This window comes from Pseudomonas sp. AGC41, from assembly GCF_057334555.1.
Map to the genome: position 1 here is coordinate 33,284 of NZ_JBHFJB010000026.1, position 20,386 is coordinate 53,669.

The 20,386-nt window shown below is 62.3% G+C and carries 15 protein-coding genes and 1 pseudogene; 4 read left to right on the forward strand and 12 right to left on the reverse strand.

Annotation, left to right across the window (positions count from 1 at the left end):
* Window positions 1–64 precede the first annotated feature (64 nt).
* From ACE04F_RS04395 to ACE04F_RS04425, 7 genes are all read right to left on the reverse strand, one after another.
* Window positions 65–1,735 (reverse strand): response regulator, encoded by a 1,671-nt coding sequence (locus ACE04F_RS04395; protein ID WP_486105136.1) that lies wholly within the window; start codon window positions 1,733–1,735, stop codon window positions 65–67.
* Window positions 1,732–3,234, reverse strand: coding sequence for an ATPase domain-containing protein (locus ACE04F_RS04400; protein ID WP_486105138.1), 1,503 nt, complete (start codon window positions 3,232–3,234; stop codon window positions 1,732–1,734). Before ACE04F_RS04400 ends, ACE04F_RS04395 begins: the two co-directional genes overlap by 4 nt.
* Before the next feature lie 153 nt (window positions 3,235–3,387).
* Window positions 3,388–4,443 (reverse strand): tetratricopeptide repeat protein, encoded by a 1,056-nt coding sequence (locus ACE04F_RS04405; protein WP_486105140.1) that lies wholly within the window; start codon window positions 4,441–4,443, stop codon window positions 3,388–3,390.
* Window positions 4,444–4,888: 445 nt separating this feature from the next.
* Complete coding sequence (locus tag ACE04F_RS04410; RefSeq protein ID WP_486105142.1) at window positions 4,889–6,313, reverse strand: efflux transporter outer membrane subunit; 1,425 nt, start codon at window positions 6,311–6,313, stop codon at window positions 4,889–4,891.
* Complete coding sequence (locus ACE04F_RS04415; RefSeq protein ID WP_305500741.1) at window positions 6,310–9,489, reverse strand: efflux RND transporter permease subunit; 3,180 nt, start codon at window positions 9,487–9,489, stop codon at window positions 6,310–6,312. Before ACE04F_RS04415 ends, ACE04F_RS04410 begins: the two co-directional genes overlap by 4 nt.
* A 15-nt stretch (window positions 9,490–9,504) precedes the next feature.
* Entirely contained in the window at window positions 9,505–10,758 is a 1,254-nt protein-coding gene (gene mexE / locus ACE04F_RS04420) for a multidrug efflux RND transporter periplasmic adaptor subunit MexE (RefSeq protein ID WP_305500743.1), read from the reverse strand.
* A 162-nt stretch (window positions 10,759–10,920) separates the two neighbouring features.
* Window positions 10,921–11,685, reverse strand: coding sequence for a substrate-binding periplasmic protein (locus ACE04F_RS04425; protein WP_486105144.1), 765 nt, complete (start codon window positions 11,683–11,685; stop codon window positions 10,921–10,923).
* Between the two features lie 329 nt (window positions 11,686–12,014).
* Between ACE04F_RS04425 and ACE04F_RS04430 the strand changes: the two genes are divergently transcribed.
* Both ACE04F_RS04430 and acuI read left to right on the forward strand, forming a co-directional pair.
* Window positions 12,015–12,827 (forward strand): oxidoreductase, encoded by an 813-nt coding sequence (locus tag ACE04F_RS04430; RefSeq protein WP_486105146.1) that lies wholly within the window; start codon window positions 12,015–12,017, stop codon window positions 12,825–12,827.
* Between the two features lie 73 nt (window positions 12,828–12,900).
* Window positions 12,901–13,887, forward strand: coding sequence for an acrylyl-CoA reductase (NADPH) (gene acuI, locus ACE04F_RS04435; protein ID WP_486105148.1), 987 nt, complete (start codon window positions 12,901–12,903; stop codon window positions 13,885–13,887).
* Between the two features lie 39 nt (window positions 13,888–13,926).
* Here the strand turns inward: acuI and ACE04F_RS04440 are convergent, their stop codons facing one another.
* The 3 genes from ACE04F_RS04440 to ACE04F_RS04450 form a co-directional block, all read right to left on the reverse strand.
* Window positions 13,927–14,490: a cytochrome b gene (locus tag ACE04F_RS04440; RefSeq protein ID WP_486105150.1), complete on the reverse strand. Its 564-nt coding sequence runs from the start codon at window positions 14,488–14,490 to the stop codon at window positions 13,927–13,929.
* A 91-nt stretch (window positions 14,491–14,581) separates the two neighbouring features.
* Window positions 14,582–16,036 carry an aldehyde dehydrogenase family protein gene (locus ACE04F_RS04445; protein WP_486105151.1) on the reverse strand — a complete coding sequence of 485 codons (1,455 nt, stop codon included), beginning with the start codon at window positions 16,034–16,036 and terminating at the stop codon, window positions 14,582–14,584.
* 31 nt (window positions 16,037–16,067) lie between these two features.
* Entirely contained in the window at window positions 16,068–17,441 is a 1,374-nt protein-coding gene (locus tag ACE04F_RS04450; protein ID WP_486105153.1) for an aspartate aminotransferase family protein, read from the reverse strand.
* A gap of 217 nt (window positions 17,442–17,658) precedes the next feature.
* On the opposite strand from ACE04F_RS04450, the gene ACE04F_RS04455 reads away from it, so the two are divergent.
* Window positions 17,659–18,627 carry a helix-turn-helix domain-containing protein gene (locus ACE04F_RS04455; protein WP_486105155.1) on the forward strand — a complete coding sequence of 323 codons (969 nt, stop codon included), beginning with the start codon at window positions 17,659–17,661 and terminating at the stop codon, window positions 18,625–18,627.
* A gap of 150 nt (window positions 18,628–18,777) precedes the next feature.
* On the forward strand, window positions 18,778–19,662 hold the full coding sequence (locus ACE04F_RS04460; RefSeq protein WP_486105223.1) for an alpha/beta fold hydrolase: 885 nt from the start codon (window positions 18,778–18,780) through the stop codon (window positions 19,660–19,662).
* A gap of 22 nt (window positions 19,663–19,684) precedes the next feature.
* On the opposite strand, the pseudogene ACE04F_RS04465 reads toward ACE04F_RS04460, so the two are convergent.
* Together ACE04F_RS04465 and ACE04F_RS04470 are read right to left on the reverse strand one after the other, a co-directional pair.
* A pseudogene (locus ACE04F_RS04465) lies at window positions 19,685–19,819 on the reverse strand (damage-inducible protein CinA); the annotation flags it as partial.
* A gap of 58 nt (window positions 19,820–19,877) precedes the next feature.
* Window positions 19,878–20,386, reverse strand: a 509-nt coding sequence (locus tag ACE04F_RS04470; RefSeq protein ID WP_486105157.1) for an NADPH-dependent F420 reductase, incomplete at its 5' end; no start/stop codon positions are given.

Below are 20,386 nucleotides of genomic sequence, written 5' to 3' on the forward strand. Positions count from 1 at the left end.
ACCCTAGGCCACCGGTACCGCAGCAACGGATATGCACATAACGACCGCTGCGCCGCCCAGGCAATCAGATCTTGATCATCTCCCGCACCTTCGCCGTCAACAGATCAAACGTGAACGGCTTGGTGATCATCTGCATGCCCGGGTCGAGGAAACCACCGCGCACCGCCGCGTGTTCGGCGTAGCCGGTGATGAATAGCACCTTGAGATCAGGGCGGATCTGCCGGCCGATTTCGGCCAGTTGCCGTCCATTCATGCCAGGCAGGCCCACATCGCTGATCAACAGGTCGATGCGCTGGTTCGATTGCAGGATCGGCATCGCCGCGTTTGCGTCGCCGGCCTCGACGAAGGCGTAGCCCAACTCGCTCAGCACTGCGCTGACCAGCACCCGCACCGCCGCATCATCTTCGACGATCAGCACGGTTTCGCCGTCCTGCGCATAAGGCGCCTGCTGGGTGACGACGACCGGTTCGTGTATCTCCTCGCCAACAAAGCGCGGTAGATAAAGGTTCACGGTGGTGCCTTTGTCGACCTCGCTGTCGATGGTCACGTGGCCACGGGACTGCTTGCTGAAGCCATAGATCATTGAAAGGCCCAGGCCGGTGCCCTGGCCGATAGGCTTGGTCGTGAAGAACGGATCGAACGCACGGTTCATTACCGCTTCCGGCATGCCGCAACCGGTATCCTGCACGCTCAACACCACGTAGTCCCCGGGCTCAAGGTTGGTGTAGGCGTCGGTGAAGCCGGTGTCCAGGTATCGATTGAACGTTTGCACCAGCAGTTTGCCGCCACCAGGCATCGCATCGCGGGCGTTGAGTACCAGGTTGAGCAGGGCGCTTTCCAGTTGATTGGGGTCGGCTTCGGCGATCCAGAGCTGCTCGTCCAGTTGCATCTCCAGGCGGATGCTCTCGTTAAGGCTGCGTTGCAGCAACTCGCCCATGGACAGCACCAGCGTGTTCATCTGCACAGCCTTGGAGTCCAGCGATTGCCGACGGGAGAAGGCCAACAGGCGATGGGTCAGGCCCGCCGCCCGATTGGCCGAGGTCACCCCCAGATCGATCAGGCTGTCGAGGTCTTCGGTGCGGCCACGGGCCAGGCGTCGACGCAGCAATTCGAGGCTACCAATGATGCCGGTGAGCATGTTGTTGAAGTCATGGGCGATGCCGCCGGTCAACTGGCCGACCGCTTCCATCTTCTGTGACTGGCGCAGGGCTTCTTCATTGTGACGCAGCTGGGCGGTGCGCTCCTCGACCTGTTGCTCCAGGGTTTCGAGGGTTGTTTGCAGGCGCAGCTCGCTGTTGCTCAGGTCGATCAGCCGGTCCCGTGCTTCGTATTGCCTGCGGCGTCCGCGTAGCGCCGTGGTCACCAGGCTGACCAGCGTCACCGGATGGAACGGGCGCTCCAGGAACGTCACGTTACCCAGTTGCACGCCGATGCGTGCCACCGGGTTCTGCTCCGGGCCGCCGTGATGGGTCAGCAGGACAATGGGCAAATCGGACCAGGCCGGCTGCTGCTCGATGTGCTGGAACAGGGTTTCCAGATCCGGCCCGACCAGGGCCTCCGATGAAATCACCAAGAGGCCTGCGCCTTGCCCCAATTCCTCACACAAATGGCCCAGGTGACTGCAAACGAGGCCGTTGAAACCGGCTTCCTTGAGAATCATCAGGGCAATCTGGCTGTCCCGTCCGAGCGGCGCGAGAATCAGCGCCCGCTCGGACAGTGGCTCGGCCGACGTCACGGAGTCTCATCCCCGAGCAGCGGGTTATCCGCGCCCATATAGGTCGGTACGCCGCGCAACACGCCCTGGAATGCTTCCAGCGGTTGGCCAATGGTCATGCCCTGCGTGCTGATGCGATATTCACGGATAGTCGACTCATGGGCGCCGGTGCGTTTCTTGATAATGGAAACCGCCCGGCGAACCTTGCCCAGCGCTTCGAAGTAACGCAGCAGGATGACGGTGTCGGCGAGGTAGGTAATGTCCACCGGCGCCTGCATGTCGCCCACCAGCCCGTGTTGCGCGACGGTCATGAAGGTCGCCGCGCCTTTGCGATTGAGGTAGAGCAACAGCTCATGCATGTGCAGAACCAGGGCATTTTCTTCCGGCATGGCGGCCTGGTAGCCGTTGATACTGTCGATCACCACGGTTTTGATATTGCCGTCACTGACGCAACGGCGCACGCGATGGGAAAACTCACCCGGAGACAGCTCCGCGGCATCGACCTGCTCAATCAGCAGGTTGCCGGTTTTTTGCAATTCGTGCAGATCGATGCCGATGTTTTTCATGCGCTCGAACAGCAGGCCCAGTTCTTCGTCGAAGATGAACAGCGCAGCTTTTTCGCCGCGCAGCACGGCAGCTGCGGCAAAGATCAACGAGATCAGCGATTTGCCGGTACCCGCCGGGCCGAGGATCAGCGTGCTGGAGCCGGTCTCGATGCCACCGCCCAACAGCGCGTCCATTTCGGCGATGCCGCTGGACAGCTGCTGACGCAGGTATTGGCCGCGATGCTCGGCGGCCACCAGGCGAGGGAAGACGTGCAAGCCGTCGCTCATGATGGTGAAGTCGTGGTAACCGCCACGGTATTTCTGTCCGCGATACTTGACCACCCGCAGCCGGCGCCGTTCGGCACCGTAGTTGGGGGTCAGTTCCTCGAGGCGGATGACGCCGTGGGCCACGCTGTGCACGGTCTTGTCCAGAGACTCAGTGGTGAGGTCATCGAGGAGCAGGACGGTGGCGTCATAACGTACGAAGTAGTGTTTGATCGCGAGGATCTGCCGACGATAGCGCAGAGAGCTCTGCGCCAGCAGACGGATCTCCGAAAGGCTGTCCAACACGACCCGGGTCGGCTTGATGCGCTCCACCACTTCGAAAATCTGTCGGGTCGCTTCCCCCAGCTCCAGGTCCGAGGAATACAGCAGGCTCTGCTGCTGATCGGCATTGAGCAGGCTCTCGGGCGGGGTCAGCTCGAAAATATGGATGCTTTCATCCAGCGTCCACCCATGGGAGGCTGCGCCCTGACGCAATTCACGCTCGGTTTCCGATAGCGTGATGTACAACGAGCGTTCGCCGGCCTGGGCGCCGGCCATCAGGAAATGCAACGCGACCGTGGTTTTACCGGTACCCGGTTCTCCCTCCAGGAGAAACACGTGACCCCGGGACAAACCACCGGAAAGGACATCGTCCAGCCCTTCGATACCGGTGGCGGCTTTTGCGCTGATCGACTCGTTAGATGTAATCAAAAATAACCCTCTCATGACTAGGGAAGTGGGCAGCAGGCGGGGTATCGCCTGAAAATGAACTGCCTGAACACTTGACCTTTTGCAGTGATGGCGGTTCCGCTTCCTTTGACAAAACGCGCACTGCTGCACAACTTTTCACCCGTGCGAATGGGCCTACAGGCCTTGTTGTATCGCGGGGTCGTCGGGGTTCAGTTGTTCCAGTTGGGCCAATAAAACCTGGACATGCTGCAACTGACCGGTCTCCTTCCAGTAGTTGATCAGCAATACTCGCGCCTTGCGATCGGCGGGGTAACGCTGGACGATTTCCTGTAGCTGTTTCTGCGCGGCTTCCACCTCCTGCTCGGCGTGCAAAGTGGTCGCCAGGTCATAGCGGTAATGCCGGTTCTCAGGCTCAAGCTCCACCGCCTTGGCCAGGCCAAGCACGGCGTATTCGGTCTGCCCATGCTGGAGCAGCCACATGCCTAGCGCATGTTGCAGATAAGCCGATGCCGGCTGGGTTTGCAACTGCCGGGCGAGCAGCTGTCGTGCGGCTTCGGCCTGGCCTTGCCGGTCCAGCACATCGACCTGCATGACCAGCGCCGGCAGGTTGTCCGGCTGCAGGCGCAGGGCCTGTTCCAGCGCCTGCTGGGCTTTTTTCAGATTAGCGTTATGCAGGTACAGCCGGGCGAGCTGATAGAGCGACTCGGTGGTGGGCGGAGCGTCGTTGAGTACCTGCTTCCAGGTGTCGGCGGCGATCTGCATCGCCCCGAAATACAGGCCCAGTTCATCTGGCGACAGGCCCAGCAGGGCATTCACGGCGGCGAATCGGACGTCCGGCTCGTTATCCTCCAGGAGCGGGCCGAGCAACAGGCTGCGCTGGGCGTTCGGCACCAGCCCGACGATGCTGTCGATGGCCGCGCGGCGCACCTGCGGCGATTCGCTGTGCAAGTCCGCTTGCGCCAGTTTCAGGGCCTGGGGGCTCGGGTAGTTGGGCAGCTCGGCGTGCAAGCGTACGCGGCGCTTGGGCGAAAGGTCGGGGCGCCCGAGTTGCTGGTAAAGCATCCGCGCCGCGCCGGGCTGGCCGTTGCGCGCATTGTCCAGGGCCTCGCTGTAGCCACGCTTGATTGCTTCGGGGATTTGCGGCGTGGTGCTGCGTAGCCATATCGCGACGAGACCGATGGCCAGGACGACGGCGAGGCTGAGGAGCAGATAGCGGCGAGACGAGGACATTCAGGTAATCCGTAACCAGAAGCGTGAAATGTCGCAAGCTTCGGTCAGGTCCGGGCTTGAGTCAAACTTGAATAGCGGTGGGGGACTTGAGGGAGCGAGCTTGTTCGCGATCGCGGTGAGGCAGGCAATGACATTTCATCGCCATGGACCCGATATAGCAGACAACCCTGTGGCGGGGGGGCTTGCTCCCGCTGGCCGACAAGGCCGGCCCTGGTTGTCGTCAGGCAGACCGCGTCAGCCGGTTTTGCGACTGCTGCGCAGCCGAGCGGGAGCAAGCTCCCGCGGTACGGGGTGTCTGGGCAGGCCTAATCGCGAGCAGGCTCACTCCCACAACAGGCTATTCCAAAAGCGCTGGTCGATAAAAAAAAAGCCCCGCGACCGAATGAGACGCGGGGCAAAGGGATTGGTTGGTTGCGGCCAACCAAAGGAGCTCGGTTGGGAGGGCTCAGTTGCTGGCGACGGTTTCCGGTTGCCAGCCGCCGCCCAGGGCCTTGTAGATCGCGACGATGCCGCGATACAGGTCCACTTCGGCCTGGGCCTGGCTATCTTCGGCGGCGAGGCGTTCACGCTGGGCGTCGAGCAGCACGAGGAAATCCTCGGTGCCTTCGCGATAACGAATCTCGGCCAGGTCAGCGGCCGCGCGACTCGATTCGCTCTGGCGGATCAGCGAGATCAGCCGCTGTTGGCGTTTGCCGTAATCGCTGAAGGCGTTTTCCGATTCTTCCAGGGCCAGCAGCACCTGCTGTTCATAGTTCGCCAGGGCGCCGTCAGCTTCGGCGCTGGCACCGCGCAAGCGCGCCCGCACACTGCCCAGGTCGAACGCGGCCCAGGTAATGCTCGGACCCAGTGCCCAGGCATTGGCCGCCGAGGAACCGATCTGCGAGCCGCGCCCGGCGGTGAAGCCGAGGAAGCCGCTCAGGCTGACCCTTGGGAACAGGTCGGCCTTGGCTACGCCGATGCGCGCCGTGGCGGCCGCCAGTTGACGCTCGGCACTCAGCACATCCGGACGGCGTTGCAGCAGTTGTCCGGGGTCGCCAATCGGCAGGGCCTTGGCAATCGCCGGCAATTGTTTGGGGCTCAGGTCCACGCTCAGCTTGTCCGGACGCTCGCCGAGCAATGTCGCGATGCGGTTGCGTTGGCGCGCCTGTTCGGCTTGCAGTTGCGGCACGCTGGCTTCCACCGCGGCCAGGCGCGCATCGGCACGCACCACATCGAGCTGATCGCCGACGCCGGCATCACGCAGGCTTTCGGTGATCTTGCGCGATTCCTGCTGGTTCTGCAGGTTGGCCAGGGCGATTTTTTCCCGCAGCTGGGCGCCGCGCAGCTGGCCGTAGGCGTCCACCAGTTCGGCGATCATGCTCACCTGCAACTGATAGAGATCGGCCTCGGCGGCCTGCTGGTCGGCATCGGTCGCTTCCAGGTTGCGCTGGATGCGGCCGAACAGGTCCAGTTCCCAGGCCATGTCCAGACCCAGGTCGTAACGCTCGGAGTTGACCCGGTCGTCGGTCTGCCCCATCGGGTTCTGGCCTTTGCCCAGTTCGCTGCTGGCGCGGCTGGTGATGGTCGGCATGGCGTCATTGCTGGCATCGTCGCGAATCGCCCGGGCGGCGCGCAGGCGGGCGAAGGCCACGCGCAACTCGCGGTTGCCTTCCAGTGAGCGAGTCACCAACGCATTTAAGGTCGGATCGTCGAACTGCTGCCACCAGATACCTTCGAATCGCGTGCGGTCGAAGTTCTTCTGGCCGGCGGCGCCGTCAGTGGCGGCGGTGATGTTGGCCGCCTCCGTTTTCGGTGCCTGGTAATCCGGGCCCACGGCGCAGGCAGTCAATGCCAGGACCAGCAAGCTCGGCAGGAACGCTTTCAAGCTCATTGTTGCGCCTCCAGTTTCAAGGCCCGGGCCGCTTTGCGGGCCTCGCTGCGCTCGACGAAGTTACGGATCAATACGTAGAACACCGGGGTCAGCAGCAGGCCGAAGAAGGTCACCCCCAGCATGCCCGAGAACACCGCGACACCCATGGCGTGGCGCATTTCCGCACCGGCGCCGCTGGAGAACACCAGGGGCACCACGCCCATGATGAAGGCGAAGGAGGTCATCAGGATCGGCCGCAGACGCAGACGGCAGGCTTCCAGTACCGCAGCCAGCGGAGTCATGCCTTCGAGCTGTTTATCCTTGGCGAACTCGACGATCAGAATCGCGTTCTTACAGGCCAGTCCCACCAGTACGATCAAACCGATCTGGGTGAAGATGTTGTTGTCGCCACCGGAAAGGATCACCCCGGTAATCGCCGACAGCAGCGTCATCGGTACGATCAGGATCACCGCCAACGGCAGGCTCCAGCTTTCGTATTGGGCCGCGAGCACCAGGAACGCCAGCAGTACGCAGAGCGGGAACACGAACAGCGCGGTGTTGCCCGAAAGAATCTGCTGGTAGGTCAGGTCGGTCCACTCGTACGTCATGCCGTTGGGCAATTCGTCCTTGAGCAGTTTCTCGATGGCTTTTTCAGCCTGGCCGGAGCTGTAGCCCGGGGCGGCGGCACCGTTGATTTCAGCGGTGATGAAGCCGTTGTAGTGCATCACGCGGTCCGGCCCCGAGGTGTCGCTGACCTTGATGAAGGTCGCCAGCGGGATCATCTCGCCACGGTTGTTGCGCACCTTGAGCTGGCCGATCTGGTCCGACTCGAGGCGGAACTGCTGCTCGGCCTGGACATTGACCTGGTAGGTACGGCCGAAGCGGTTGAAGTCGTTGGCATACAGCGAACCCAGGTAGATCTGCAGGGTGTCGAAGATGTCGCTGACTGCTACGCCGTGGGTCTTGGCTTTTTCACGGTCGATGGCGGCATCGACCTGAGGCACGTTCACCGTGTAGCTGGTGAACAACCCGGCCAGTTCCGGCACGTTGTGGCTCTTGGTGATGATGTTCATGGTTTCTTTGTACAGCTCGTCGTAGCCCAGGTTGCCCCGGTCTTCGATTTGCAGGCGGAAACCACCGATCGTGCCCAGGCCCTGTACCGGCGGCGGCGGGAAGATCGCCATGTAGGCTTCCTGGATCTCCGAATACTGGCCGTTCAACGCACCGGCGATGGCACCGGCCGACATGCTCGGGTCCTTGCGCTCATCAAAAGGCTTGAGGGTCACGAAGACGATGCCGGCGTTCGGGCTGTTGGTGAAACCGTTGATCGACAGGCCGGGGAAGGCCACCGCGCTTTCGACGCCCGGCTGCTTGAGGGCCATCTCGGACATGCGCTTGATTACATCTTCGGTGCGGTCCAGGCTCGCGGCGTCCGGCAGTTGCGCGAAGGCCACCAGGTATTGCTTGTCCTGGCCGGGTACGAAACCGGTCGGCGTGCTGGAGAAACCGAAGAAGGTCAGGACCATCAGGCCTGCGTAAAGGATCAGGGCAATGCCGCTGCTGCGGATCACACGGCCAACGGCGCCCACATAGCTGTGGCTGGCACGGTCGAAGAAGCGGTTGAACGGTCGGAACAGCCAGCCGCCGAAAATCTTGTCGAGGAACCGCGAGAAACGGTCCTTCGGCGCGTCATGGCTCTTGAGCAATACCGCGGCCAGGGCTGGCGACAGGGTCAGCGAGTTGAACGCCGAGATCACCGTCGAGATGGCAATGGTCAAGGCAAACTGTTTATAGAACTGCCCGGTCAAGCCGCTGATGAAGGCGGCGGGAACGAACACCGCACACAGTACGAGAGCCGTTGCGATGATCGGCCCGGTCACTTCACCCATGGCACGCTTGGTGGCTTCCACCGGCGTAAGCCCGAGGCCGATGTTCCGCTCGACGTTCTCCACCACCACGATGGCATCGTCGACGACGATCCCGATGGCCAGTACCAGCCCGAACAGCGACAGCGCGTTGAGTGAGAAGCCGAACAGGTGCATGACCGCGAAGGTACCGATCAGCGACACTGGCACCGCCACCAGCGGGATGATCGAGGCGCGCCAGGTCTGCAGGAACAGGATCACCACCAGCACCACGAGGATCAGCGCTTCGAACAGGGTATGCACCACCGCTTCGATGGAGCCGCGCACGAAGATCGTCGGGTCATAGACGATGCTGTAGTCCATGCCGGCCGGGAAGCCTTTCTTCAGCTCCTCCATTTTCTCGCGCACATCGTTGGAAATCTGGATGGCGTTGGAACCAGGGCGCTGGAAGATCGGGATCGCCACCGCCGGCTGGTTGTCGAGCAACGAGCGCAGGGCGTATTGGCTGGAACCCAGCTCCACCCGGGCGATGTCTTTCAGGCGAGTGATTTCACCATTGGCGCCGGAGCGGATGATGATGTTCTCGAACTCCTCCTCGCTGACCAGGCGCCCCTGGGTGTTGACCGAGAGTTGGAATGCCTGGGCATTCGGCGCGGGAGGCGCGCCCAGGGCACCGGCGGCAACCTGGCGGTTCTGTTCACGGATCGCCGTGACCACGTCGGTGGCGGTCAGGTTGCGCGACGCGGTCTTGTTCGGGTCGAGCCAGACCCGCAGGGAATAATCGCCCATGCCGAACAACTGCACATCACCGACGCCGCCGAGGCGCGCCAGCTCATCCTTGATGTTGAGCAAGGCGTAGTTGGACAGGTAAAGCATGTCGTAGCGTTTGTCCGGCGAGGTCAAGTGCACGACCATCGTCAGGTCGGGCGAGGCCTTGTCCACCGTGATGCCGATCCGGGTCACTTCCTCGGGCAACTTGGGCTCGGTGCGAGTGACGCGGTTCTGTACCTGCACCTGGGCGTTGTCCAGGTCAGTGCCCAGGGCGAAGGTGATGGTCAGAGTGATCTTGCCGTCGGCGGTGGACTGCGAGGACATGTAGAGCATGTTCTCGACACCGGTGATGGCTTGCTCCAGAGGCGCGGCGACGGTTTCGCCGATGACCTTGGGGTTGGCACCGGGGAAGTTGGCGCGCACGACCACGGTCGGCGGCACGACTTCGGGATATTCGCTGATCGGTAACTGGAACAGCGAGATCGCACCGGCGATCAGGATCAGCAGCGAAAGCACCGCTGCGAAGATCGGCCGCGAAATGAAGAACTGGGAAAATTTCATCTTGAGTTCAGTCCCTTAACCGCGTGGGGACGCAGAGGCCAGTTTGCCTGCCGAGCCGGACGCTGCCTTGTTGGGCGCGACCTGGGGCAGGTTGCTGGCTTCGAGCGCTTTACGTTGTTGTGCCAGGGCGGCGAGGGTTTGCTCGCTGGCCATCGGCACGGTTTCAGGCGTGACCGGCGAACCCGGACGGGCCCGTTGCAGCCCCTTGACGATAATGGTGTCGTCCTTGCTCAGGCCGTTGCGCACGATGCGCAGGCCTTCGATCTTCGGCCCCAGCTCGACGGCGCGGTACGCCGGCTTGTTGTCGGCGTCCATCACCAGCACGAATTTCTTGCCCAGGTCGGTGCCGACGGCTTCGTCGTTGATCAGCACGGCGGAGTAGGTGCCGCTGCCCACCAGTTTCAGTCGGGCGTACAGGCCAGGGGTGTAGGCGCCGTCCTTGTTGTCGAACACCGCGCGGCCACGGATGGTGCCGGTCTGCGGATTGACCTGGTTGTCGACGAAGTTCATCTGGCCCAGGTGCGGGTTGCCTTCCTCGTTGGACAGGCCCATGTAGACCGGCGTGGCCTGGCCGCGCTGGCCCTGGCGGGCGAGTTGGGTGTACTTGAGGAAGACGCGCTCGTCGGCGTCGAAGTAGGCGTAGACCTTGTCGGTAGAGACCACGCTGGTCAGCGGCGTGACGTCGGCGGTCACCAGGTTGCCGGCGGTGATTTCCGCCCGGCTGACACGGCCGTTGATGGGCGAAGTAACCCGGGTGAAGCTCAGGTTCAGCTTGGCCAGGTCCAGTTGCGCCTGGATGCCGGCCACGGCGGCGCGGGCTTCCTGGGCCGCGGTGGTGCGCGAATCCGCCAGTTCAGCGGAAATCGCATTGCTCAAGCGCAGGCGTTCGCCACGCTGGGCTTCGTTCTCGCTGCGGGTCGCGGTGGCACGAGCCTGGGCGAGCTGGGCTTCGAGACGACGCACTTCAGCCTGGAACGGGCGCGGGTCGATCTGGAACAGCAGGTCGCCTTTCTTGACCAGCGCGCCTTCGGTGAAGGCGACTTCATCGATCTGCCCGGAAACGCGCGGGCGGATCTCGACGGTTTCCGGCGCTTCGAGGCGCCCGGTGAACTCGTCCCATTCGTTGACGGGTTGCTCCAGTACCTTGGCCACACTGACTTTGGCCGCCGGCATCGAAGCTGCCGTGTCGGGGGTCTTGCCGCACGCGCTGATCACCAGCACTGCCAACAGTGCCAGGGGAAAGCGCAATTTAGAAAGTGAATGTTCCATGGATAGCATCCGCCAAGTGTATTGAGATGGGCGGATGATGCGTGGCAAGGCTGAAAGGAACGAATCGAATGAAGCAAAGGTAACTATCATTCGGAATGATATAAGCCATTGACGAGCCATGGCATACGGCAACTGTGCAGCGGATCGGTGCCAGCCGGCTACCTAGTCAGGCAGATAGACCTCACGTATCTGCTTGATCGTGCCGTCCTTGCGCAGCGCCTCCACGGCCCCACGCAGGTCTTCGACGATTTTTTCGGAGCAGCGCCTGGAACACGCCAGATAGAGGTCGGCGCTGCTGCCCACCGGGCTCATCAGCAGTTTGCGCCTGGACACCTTCGGCCAGATGTAGCGGCTCTCCGGGACACCGTTGAACCAGGCATCGATGCGTCCCATCAAGAGCATCTGGGCAGGGTTGTCACCGATGGCCAGCGGGTAGATCTGCTCGTCGCTGAAGCCTTCGGCACGCAGGATGTCCTCTTGTGCACTGCCCAGGCCGACGCCGATCTTGCGGTAGGTGTCTTTCGCCTGGGCGAAACTGGTGACCTGCCGGTCGAGGCTGAAGAAGGCGCGCTCCATGGGCATGATCGAAGCGATCCAGGTGAAGCGCTCCTCGCGCACGGGAATGCGCGACAAGGGAGCTATCAGGTAGTCGTGTTCTTCGCTGACATGTTTCTGTGCCCTGGCCCAGGGCAGCAGATGGATCTTTGGCCTGTACCCGGCCCGGGTAATCGCCTGCACCGCGACGTCGCCGACGATGCCGTACCCCCTGGGGTCGTTGATGAACGTCAGCGGCGGTGCGTCCGGGATGTGCAGCTCGATGACTTGCGGTTCACCGTGCGCTGGAGGGATAACCAACGCCAGCAGGAGCAGCCAGAGCCGGGCATACGCTTTGGGACGGCCATTCAGTACGCGTTGGATCCGGCTCATGGTCGATACTTCAGGCGTTAAAAGGGGGCGCCATTCTACCTGTCCGGCGCCGGGAGCATGTCGCGGGCCTCCGCGCCCAGGGCGGCGTTTCCCTGACAGGTCAGTTGTCTTCCCCGGGCTTTCTTGATTGTCGTGTGGTCCGGGTGCGCGTTGCTGTAGGTATAGATCATCCAGCCGGTAACGGTGAATCCGCGGATAGAAACAAACCAGCCCAGTCGTTTGGATGTCGATCCAAATCAAAAATCTTGACGCCTACGATTATGATCATCATCATAGATTCACCCGACACGCATCGATGCCGGCCCAACCAGGTAGCCGAGGAAAAATTCATGACCACCACTAAACCCGTAGCGTTGGTGACTGGCGCTTCGTCCGGCATCGGTGAGGCCATTGCCAACAAGCTCGTGGCCGCCGGCTACAACGTCTACGGCACCAGTCGACGCGGAACCCGCGCTGAGCATCAGGCGTATGCAATGCTGGCCCTGGACGTGACCGACGACGCCAGCGTCGAAACCGCTGTCGCCGAGCTGCTGCGGCGGGAAGGGCGGATCGATTTGCTGATCAACAATGCCGGTTTCGGACTCGCCCCGGCCGCGGCGGAAGAAAGCTCGATCGAGCAGGCCAAGGCCGTCTTCGATACCAATTTCCTCGGTGTCGTGCGCATGACCCGCGCCGTTGTGCCCCACATGCGACGTCAGGGCAGCGGTCGAATCATCAACATCGGCTCCATTCTTGGTGTCGTATCCGTACCTTATGTGGCGCTCTATGTGGCCAGCAAACATGCGGTGGATGGCTATTCTCAAGCGCTGGATCACGAGTTGCGTACCCATGGCATCCGAGTGGTCGTCATCGAGCCCGGCTATACGCGCACGGCATTCGAAAGCAACAGCCTGCAGGCTGACGCCAAGCTGGACGTGTATGCGGACATTCGGGTTAAGGTAACGAAGGTCGTCAACCAGGCGATGGCTACCGCCGAGGGCCCCGACGTGGTGGCTGACGTGGTGCTCAAGGCTGCTCGCGCCGAGCGGCCGAGCCTGCGTTACACCGCCGGCAAGACAGCCGCGCAGTTGCAGTTCATGCGTCGCTTCGCGCCGGCTGGCGTGCTGGACACGGGGATCCGCAAGGCCCTGCAGCTCGCATGAATTGCCAGTCGGGCCAGCGTCCCGCATTCGCTGCGTTGGCCCCGATCCGCTCAAAATGAAGAGGAAACCGACAATGACCTTCAAAGCGCTGCTTTGCACCAAAACCGCTGAGGTGATTTCCACCCGCCTGGTCGACTTCAAGGATGAGGACCTGATGGCCGGCGACGTCACCGTCGCGATCGAGTACTCCACCGTCAATTACAAAGACGCCTTGGCGCTTAGCGGTCGCACACCAGTGATCCGCCAATTTCCGCTGATTCCCGGCATCGATTTTGCCGGGGTTGTCGAAAGCTCAAGTCATGCCGCTTTTCAGACCGGCGATCGGGTGCTGCTCAACGGCTGGGGGCTGAGCCAGACTCACCACGGCGGCTTTGCCCAGAAGGCGCGCGTGAGCGGCGACTGGCTGGTGAAGGTTCCGGAGGTTTTTTCGACCCGCCAGGCCATGGCCATCGGCACCGCCGGCTACACCGCGATGCTCAGTGTGTTGGCCCTGGAGCATGGCGGCCTGACGCCTGAGCGTGGCGACATCCTGGTGACCGGAGCCAACGGCGGCGCGGGCTCGGTTGCAATCGCACTGTTGTCGGGCCTGGGCTATCGGGTGATTGCCTCGACCGGCCGTCAGGAAGAAGCCGATTATCTGCGCGATCTAGGTGCCTGCGAGATCATCGATCGCCATACCTTGTCCGAACCGGGCGCTCCGGTTGCCAAGGAGCGCTGGGCCGGCGTCATCGACTCGGTCGGCAGCCATACCCTGGTCAATGCCTTGGCACAGACTCGATATCGTGGCGTTGTCGCCGCTTTCGGCCTGGCCCAGGGCGCGGATCTGCCCGGCTCGGTGCTGCCCTTCATCCTGCGCAACGTAACCCTCGCCGGTATCGACTCGGTGAACGCTCCCCAAGACGTCCGCCTGCAGGCATGGGCGCGACTGGCCCGGGATCTCGATGTGAACAAGCTCGCCCGCACCACCCAGGTCGTCGGCCTGGCGCAGGTTCCGGAGGTCGCCGCTCAGGTGCTGCAAGGCAAGGTGCGCGGGCGTACGGTCGTTGATGTGAACGCATAAGCCAGGACTCACCGTGTCCGATAATGACGTGCAGGGCCGTCAGAGCATGCGGCGCAGCACGTCGCTTCGGGGATCGCGGTCGAGGAACCGGTGCTTCAGCGCGCCGGCAACGTGCAGCAGGATCAGGCCGAGCAGCGTGTAGGCGAGCACCTTGTGCAGCCATTGGAAGACGACGAACCAATCGTCGTTTTTTCCAAGCAGCTCCGGAAGGTTCACGCCAAAGAAGAACACCCCGTCGCTCATCGTGTAGGTACTCGACATCGAATAGCCCATCAACGGCACGATCACCAGCAGCGCGTACAAGGTGCGGTGGGCAAGTCTTGACGAAACCCGCTCATAGCGCGCCAATGATTCCGGAGGCTGCGGCAGCCTGGGGGTTCGCACGCGCAAGACGATCTGGACCAGCGCCAGCAAAAATGCCAATACCCCGAACGATTTGTGCCACGGATAATAAAGCTCGTACTTGCTCGCCACTTCGTCATCCAGCCCGGTCATGTGCCAGCCTGCCCAGAGCAGGCCAGCGATGAGCACGGCGCGCACCCAATGCAGGAGTCGCAGGGACGTCGGATACCGATCAACAGCTGTTTGATTTGCCGGATTCATCGCGGTCTCTCCATCGGTAACAAAAATGCACCTGAGCGCCCCTCGGCTAATCAGCGCATCGAGGGTCGCTCGGTCAGTGCAGGGATGGCTGTCAGGTGGGCAGCAATACGGTGATGACTTTCTCTTCGGTGTAGGCCAACGCGCCGGCAAATCCGCCTTCACGGCCAATGCCGCTGGCTTTCACCCCGCCCCACGGCAGGTTGGCGTCCAGCGGACTCCAGCAGTTGACGCCCACGGCGCCGGCCTTCACCGCGCCAGCCACGCGATGCGCTTTTGCCAGGTCGTTGGTCCAGACCGTCGCCGCGAGGCCGTAGGCGGAATCGTTGGCCAGCGCCAGAGCCTCGTCTTCGCTGTCGAAAGTGATCACGGTGCCGACCGGGCCGAAGATCTCGTCCCGGGCGATTGCCATGTCATTGCGTGCATTGGCAAAGATGGTCGGTTGGACAAACCAGCCCCGTTCGGGCGTCGATACGCCGCCAGCCAACAGCGTGGCGCCTTGTTCGATGCCCAGTTGGATGTACCGGTTGACGCGCTCGAACTGGGCTTTCTTGGCCACCGGTCCCATCTGTATGTCGGGATGCCGAGGATCGCCGACCTTGACCGCTCGCGCGGCATCGGCAAGCGCCGCGGCGAAGCGCTCCGCGATGCCGCGCTGGACCAGGATGCGCGAGCCGGCCGCGCAGATCTGTCCCTGGTTGACGAACAGGCCGAGCGAGCAGCCGCGCAGCGCATCGTCGAAGGGGGCGTCGTCGAAGACAATCTGCGGACTCTTGCCGCCCAGCTCCAGGGCGACGCGCTTGAACAGCACACCGGCGCTGCGCTGGATTTCGCGACCCGCTTCGGGGCTGCCGGTGAAGCTGATCTTGGCAACGTGGGGGTGTTCGCACAGGGCACGGCCGACTTCATCGCCGTAACCGGTGACCACGTTGATCACCCCGTCGGGGAAGCCCGCTTCCTGGGCCAGCGCCGCCAGGTGCAGGGCCGATTGCGGGGTTTCTTCCGCAGGCTTGATGACCACCGTGCAGCCTGCCGCGAGTAACGCGGCGAGCTTCCAGACGGTGATCATCAACGGCGAGTTCCAAGGGACGATGGCGCCGACCACGCCCACCGGTTCGCGCACCGTATACGACAGGGTCCTGGCGCCGAAATAACCGCCGGAGGGGATGGTCCGGCCCTCCAGCTGATTGGCCCAGCCAGCCGCGGCGCGCAGGTTCGCAACGGCGTTGGGGATGTCCATCCGGCGCGGTTCGAGAGGGGAGCGGCCGATTGCATTGGCGTCGAGGTCGGCGAGCAGTTCGGTGTCGCGCTCGACCAGGTCAGCCAGTTTCGACAGCAGTCGCGCGCGCTGGGCGCCGTCAAGCCGGCTCCAGGCGCCACGCTCAAGTTGGCCGAGTGCAGCGCTCACCGCACGGTCGACGTCCTCGGCGGTGCCACGCGCGGAGCTGCCGTAGGCCTGTTCCGTCACTGGGTCGACGAGGGGGATGCGGCGGCCGTCGGAGGCTTCGAAGGCCGCGCCTTCGATGAAGTGCTTAAAGTGCTGGGTCATTTTGCAGTCCGTAATAAATTGAAGTGGACGGTCATGCCTTGAGGGTGGCCAGGGCGTCGCGAAAAATGTCCAGGGCCTTGAAGAACAGCGAGCGTGGGATCGTCAGCGAAGGCATCACCCGCATCACGTTGCTGTAGCGACCGCAGGGAATCATCAGCACGCCGTGGTTCAGCAGGTAGCCCATCAGTTGGCCGATCCTGGCCGGCGCCAGCGGCGCTTTGGTGACCGGATCCTCGACCAGCTCGATGCCGATCATCAGGCCGCGACCGCGTACCTCGCCGATGTACGGGCTGTCGAAACCGCGGATGTGTTCCTGCGCTTCCAGCCCGAGCGTTTGGGCGCGGTTGAGCAGGTCGAGCTCGGGATCCTGGAGAATGCTGATATTGGTCAGCGCCACTGCCGCCGACAGTGAGTTGGCGGCAAAGGTATTGGGCACCGAGCCGTCAGGAATCGCCGCCGCCAGGTCCGAGCGCATGATCAGGCCCGCCATCGGCAGGTCGCTGCCGATGCCCTTGCCGAAAGTGAGCATGTCGGGCTTCACGCCTGAATGCTCGACCGCCCACATCTTGCCGGTGCGTCCCGCGCCGGACTGCACTTCATCGACGATCAGCAACGCGCCACTGCGGTCGCAGGCCTTGCGCAACAATTGCAGGAACTCTGGCGACGGGGGCACGTAGCCGCCTTCGCCCTGGACCGGTTCGACGATCACCGCGGCCACGTCATCGGCGGCGGTGTAAGGGGTGTTCAGCAAGTAATCCACATATTCGCCAGCGATCTGCTCGGCGCTTTTGTGCGAGGTGTCGAAGGGAAAACGATAGGCGTAAGGGTAGGGCGCATGAATGACTCCGCCCATCTGGGCACCGTAGCCCTTGCGGTACGCCGTGCCGGTGGTCAGCGCGCCCGAGGCGTTCCAGACGCCGTGGTAGCCACCATGGAAAGCGATGATCTGATGCCGCCCGGTAATGCGCTTGGCGAACTTGACCGCGGCTTCCAGCGCGTCGCTGCCGCTTTGCGTGAAGAACGTGATGCAATCGCCGCGCAAGCCGTCGGGGGCGATTTCGGCAATCTTCGCCGCCAACTCGGTGCGCCGGGTACTGTTCACCTCCAGGGCGTGCATCAGCACTTCGGACTGTTCACGGATCGCTTGCACGACCTTTGGATGACAGCGACCTACGCTGCTGACGCCCACGCCAGCGGACAGGTCGATATAGGTGTTGCCATCGGGGTCCTTGAAGGTTGCGCCAAAAGCTCGCTCCATGGCCACGGGCATGCGTCCTCCGCCGCGTGCCATCGACTCGGTACGCGCCGATAACGCCAGGGCCTCGATGGTCCTGGGGCCGGGAATAGCGGAGGTGATCCGCGGGGCATCCGCAAAATGCAGGGATTCAAGCTTGGCTTCACTCATGACGGTCTCTCAGGATGTCGGTTTTCAGTGTCCCGATCATCCCCGTGCCCCGTTCGCGGCCGGTAGCCCGAATCGGCACATTGACTGGCCGTCTCGAAGCGTTCCGGCATGAGTGCTGACAGCCAGCCAAATAAATTTGCAGAATTCTCCTATCGTGAGAATATTGCGCACAAAGACGATCCCAATAACAAGAATATCGGCAGAGGCTTTCGTCATCATGAAACACCGCGACATCAGCCATTTCCGCGATATTCATGTCCACGCCGCTACCGTCCAGGAGTGGAATCAGGATTACAACCAACTGACCGCCGGCTCGGCCGAAAGCTCGCTCATACAGCTGAGCACCGCGCGCTGCCACGTATTTCGCGAGAAGATCAACCAGCGTGTCGTGCAGCACGGCGTCGCGCCCCGGGGCAAGATGTGTTTCGCCGTGCCCATCACTGTTCCGGGTTCGATCCGGATGCAAGGGCGGGAGGTCGACGACAGCAGCCTGTTCTTCCTGCACGGGGGCGAGGAGTTCATGTTCCATATGCCGATGGGCATGGAGCTGCTGGCCATTACCTTCGAGCGCGAATGGTTCGAACAGGCGCTGGCACAAACCACCTCGGCAAAGGAAATCGGTCAATTGCTGCGTCAACCGGTCATCAGGCTGCCCACCCAACGTTATGCCGATGCCCGCCGTCGCATGCTGGCGGCATTCTCCCTGGCCCTCTCAAGCGAAGAACTCGACCCGACGCAAGCTCGCGAGCCGGCGCTGGAACAGGCCATGCTCGGCGAGTTGCTGCAACTGATGACCGATCCGGCCTGCGACAAGCAGCAGCGCACGCCAAGCTCGACCCGCAGTTATATCGTCGAAAAATGCCACCGCCTGGCGATCGCGCAATTGAACAACGTGCCCAGCGTGGACGACCTCTGCCAGCGCCTCCAGGTGAGCCGGCGTACCGTGCAGAACAGCTTCCGCTCGGTTGCCGAGACCACGCCACTCAATTATCTGCGTTCCGTCAGGCTCAATGGGGTACGCCGGACCCTGATGTCTACCCGGGCGTCCCATCTGTCGATCGGCGACGCTGCCGCCCAATGGGGTTTTTATCACCTCAGCCATTTTGCCGCGGAGTATCAGGAACTGTTCGCGGAATTGCCCTCCCATACGGCCCGCGCCGCCATTGCCGATTGCGCCCATGCCTGAAGGTTTTCCTGGGCCCATCGGCGGTGCGCTGGCGTCGATTCCGGGCGGGACGCTTCTCTCTTCTGATGGAAGGCGAGGTTATCGATTCATTGAGCATGGGCTTGTTTTTCCTTGTCCGATTTTTTGATCGTAGGTGCCATGCAGGAGGCAATGATGAAAACTGTTAAAGCCGGTGTTCTGGAAATCGCCTATCTGGAGATCGGTCCGTTAGACGGGGCGCCCGTGGTGTTGCTCCACGGTTTCCCCTATGACGCGCATGCCTACGATGATGTCGCCAGGCTCCTGGCCTCTGCTGGAAAGCGATGCTTGACGCCTTACCTGCGTGGCTACGGCCCCACCCGATTTCTGGAGGAGCAGACAATGCGCTCTGGAGAGCAGGCGGCAATTGGAGCCGACCTGTTGGCTTTTCTCGACGCACTGAAAATCGAAAAAGCTTTACTTGCGGGTTATGACTGGGGCGCAAGAGCGGCTTGCATCGTCGCCGCGCTATGGCCGGAACGGGTAAGCGGTTTGGTCAGCTGTGGTGGCTACAGTATTCAGAATATCGCTGAAGCGCACCAGCCTGTTTCCCCCGAGGCTGAGCACCTCCTCTGGTATCAGTACTATCTTCACGGTAGCCGTGGTCGCGCTGGATTGACCTCGAACAGAAAGGATTTCTGCCACTTGTTATGGCGCATGTGGTCGCCCACTTGGAGGTTCACCCAGGAGGAGTTCGAAACGACCGCCGCAGCGTTTGAAAACGACGACTTTGTCGACGTGGTAACACACTCGTACCGTCATCGTTTCGGATTGGTCGAGGGAGATCCAGCCTATCGGAACATAGAATCCCGGCTTGCCGCACAACCCAGGATCGCGGTGCCTTCATTGGTTCTGGAAGGTGGCGCTGATGCGGTTGATCCGCCTGCCGAGGAGGACCCATTCGCCCGTCATTTTACCGGGCCGTATCGCCGTGAAATCCTGGAAAACATTGGCCACAACGTGCCTCAAGAGGCACCAGAAAAATTTGCCGAGGGGGTCTTGAGCCTCGGTGGTTGACTTCCTTGGCAGGCTGCCCTGGCTGTGCGATCGCATCGACCATCTTTGTGCCGGAGAAGATGCCCGCGAACACCCCCGCTGCGAATACAAGCAAGACAACGACCATGGCGTTGCCAGCGTGGGCGAGCATTCGCTCTTTTTGCAGGTTCAGATTCGGCTGCCGCTTGGCGCCTCTGGCGAGCCCTGACTAGCACGAAAAGGCATTGAGGCGCAGGTCAGCCTCCGTTGGTGGTAAGCGCAGGGACTGCCTTGGCGAGATTGGCTGTCAGTTCGGCCTGGGTCTGCCGCTCTTGCCGCCATGCCGGTTGGCCGGGCGCATTACGCCAGGACTCGCTCAGAGGGCTGTGATCAACGGCGTCGAAACCAAACTGATCATATAGCTGCGCCACCCATTCCACAGCTTCCGGGAAATCACTGGATAGCGCCAGGGCCAGACGCTCCGGTGAACCCTTGGCGCGGTTCCAGCGCGTTATGCGAGCCGCCTGAATATGCGTGAAAGCCTTCACCACCCTGGAGCTTGGAAGCTGCTCCTGACGCAGCTCGTGAGCCGTCTTCTCGCCCGAATCGATCATCGGATAATGGCCGTCGCGCCAGATCATGTAGTTATTGGTGTCGATTACGACTTTGCCGGCAAGCTCTGTCGCGGGCATATCGTTTTCCAGTTTCAGCGGTACCGCAATGACGATCAAGTCGCCTTGGGCAGCAGCTTCGCGCGCCGTAGCGG

What these genes read in the sequence shown, in the direction of transcription:
- ACE04F_RS04455 (WP_486105155.1), top strand. Translation starts at nt 17,659, where the DNA reads ATGAAACACCGCGACATCAGCCATTTCCGCGATATTCATGTCCACGCC.
- ACE04F_RS04430 (WP_486105146.1), top strand. Translation starts at nt 12,015, where the DNA reads ATGACCACCACTAAACCCGTAGCGTTGGTGACTGGCGCTTCGTCCGGC.
- ACE04F_RS04425 (WP_486105144.1), bottom strand. Translation starts at nt 11,685, where the DNA reads ATGAGCCGGATCCAACGCGTACTGAATGGCCGTCCCAAAGCGTATGCC.
- ACE04F_RS04410 (WP_486105142.1), bottom strand. Translation starts at nt 6,313, where the DNA reads ATGAGCTTGAAAGCGTTCCTGCCGAGCTTGCTGGTCCTGGCATTGACT.
- acuI (WP_486105148.1), top strand. Translation starts at nt 12,901, where the DNA reads ATGACCTTCAAAGCGCTGCTTTGCACCAAAACCGCTGAGGTGATTTCC.
- ACE04F_RS04445 (WP_486105151.1), bottom strand. Translation starts at nt 16,036, where the DNA reads ATGACCCAGCACTTTAAGCACTTCATCGAAGGCGCGGCCTTCGAAGCC.
- mexE (WP_305500743.1), bottom strand. Translation starts at nt 10,758, where the DNA reads ATGGAACATTCACTTTCTAAATTGCGCTTTCCCCTGGCACTGTTGGCA.
- ACE04F_RS04440 (WP_486105150.1), bottom strand. Translation starts at nt 14,490, where the DNA reads ATGAATCCGGCAAATCAAACAGCTGTTGATCGGTATCCGACGTCCCTG.
- ACE04F_RS04405 (WP_486105140.1), bottom strand. Translation starts at nt 4,443, where the DNA reads ATGTCCTCGTCTCGCCGCTATCTGCTCCTCAGCCTCGCCGTCGTCCTG.
- ACE04F_RS04450 (WP_486105153.1), bottom strand. Translation starts at nt 17,441, where the DNA reads ATGAGTGAAGCCAAGCTTGAATCCCTGCATTTTGCGGATGCCCCGCGG.
- ACE04F_RS04415 (WP_305500741.1), bottom strand. Translation starts at nt 9,489, where the DNA reads ATGAAATTTTCCCAGTTCTTCATTTCGCGGCCGATCTTCGCAGCGGTG.
- ACE04F_RS04460 (WP_486105223.1), top strand. Translation starts at nt 18,778, where the DNA reads ATGATGAAAACTGTTAAAGCCGGTGTTCTGGAAATCGCCTATCTGGAG.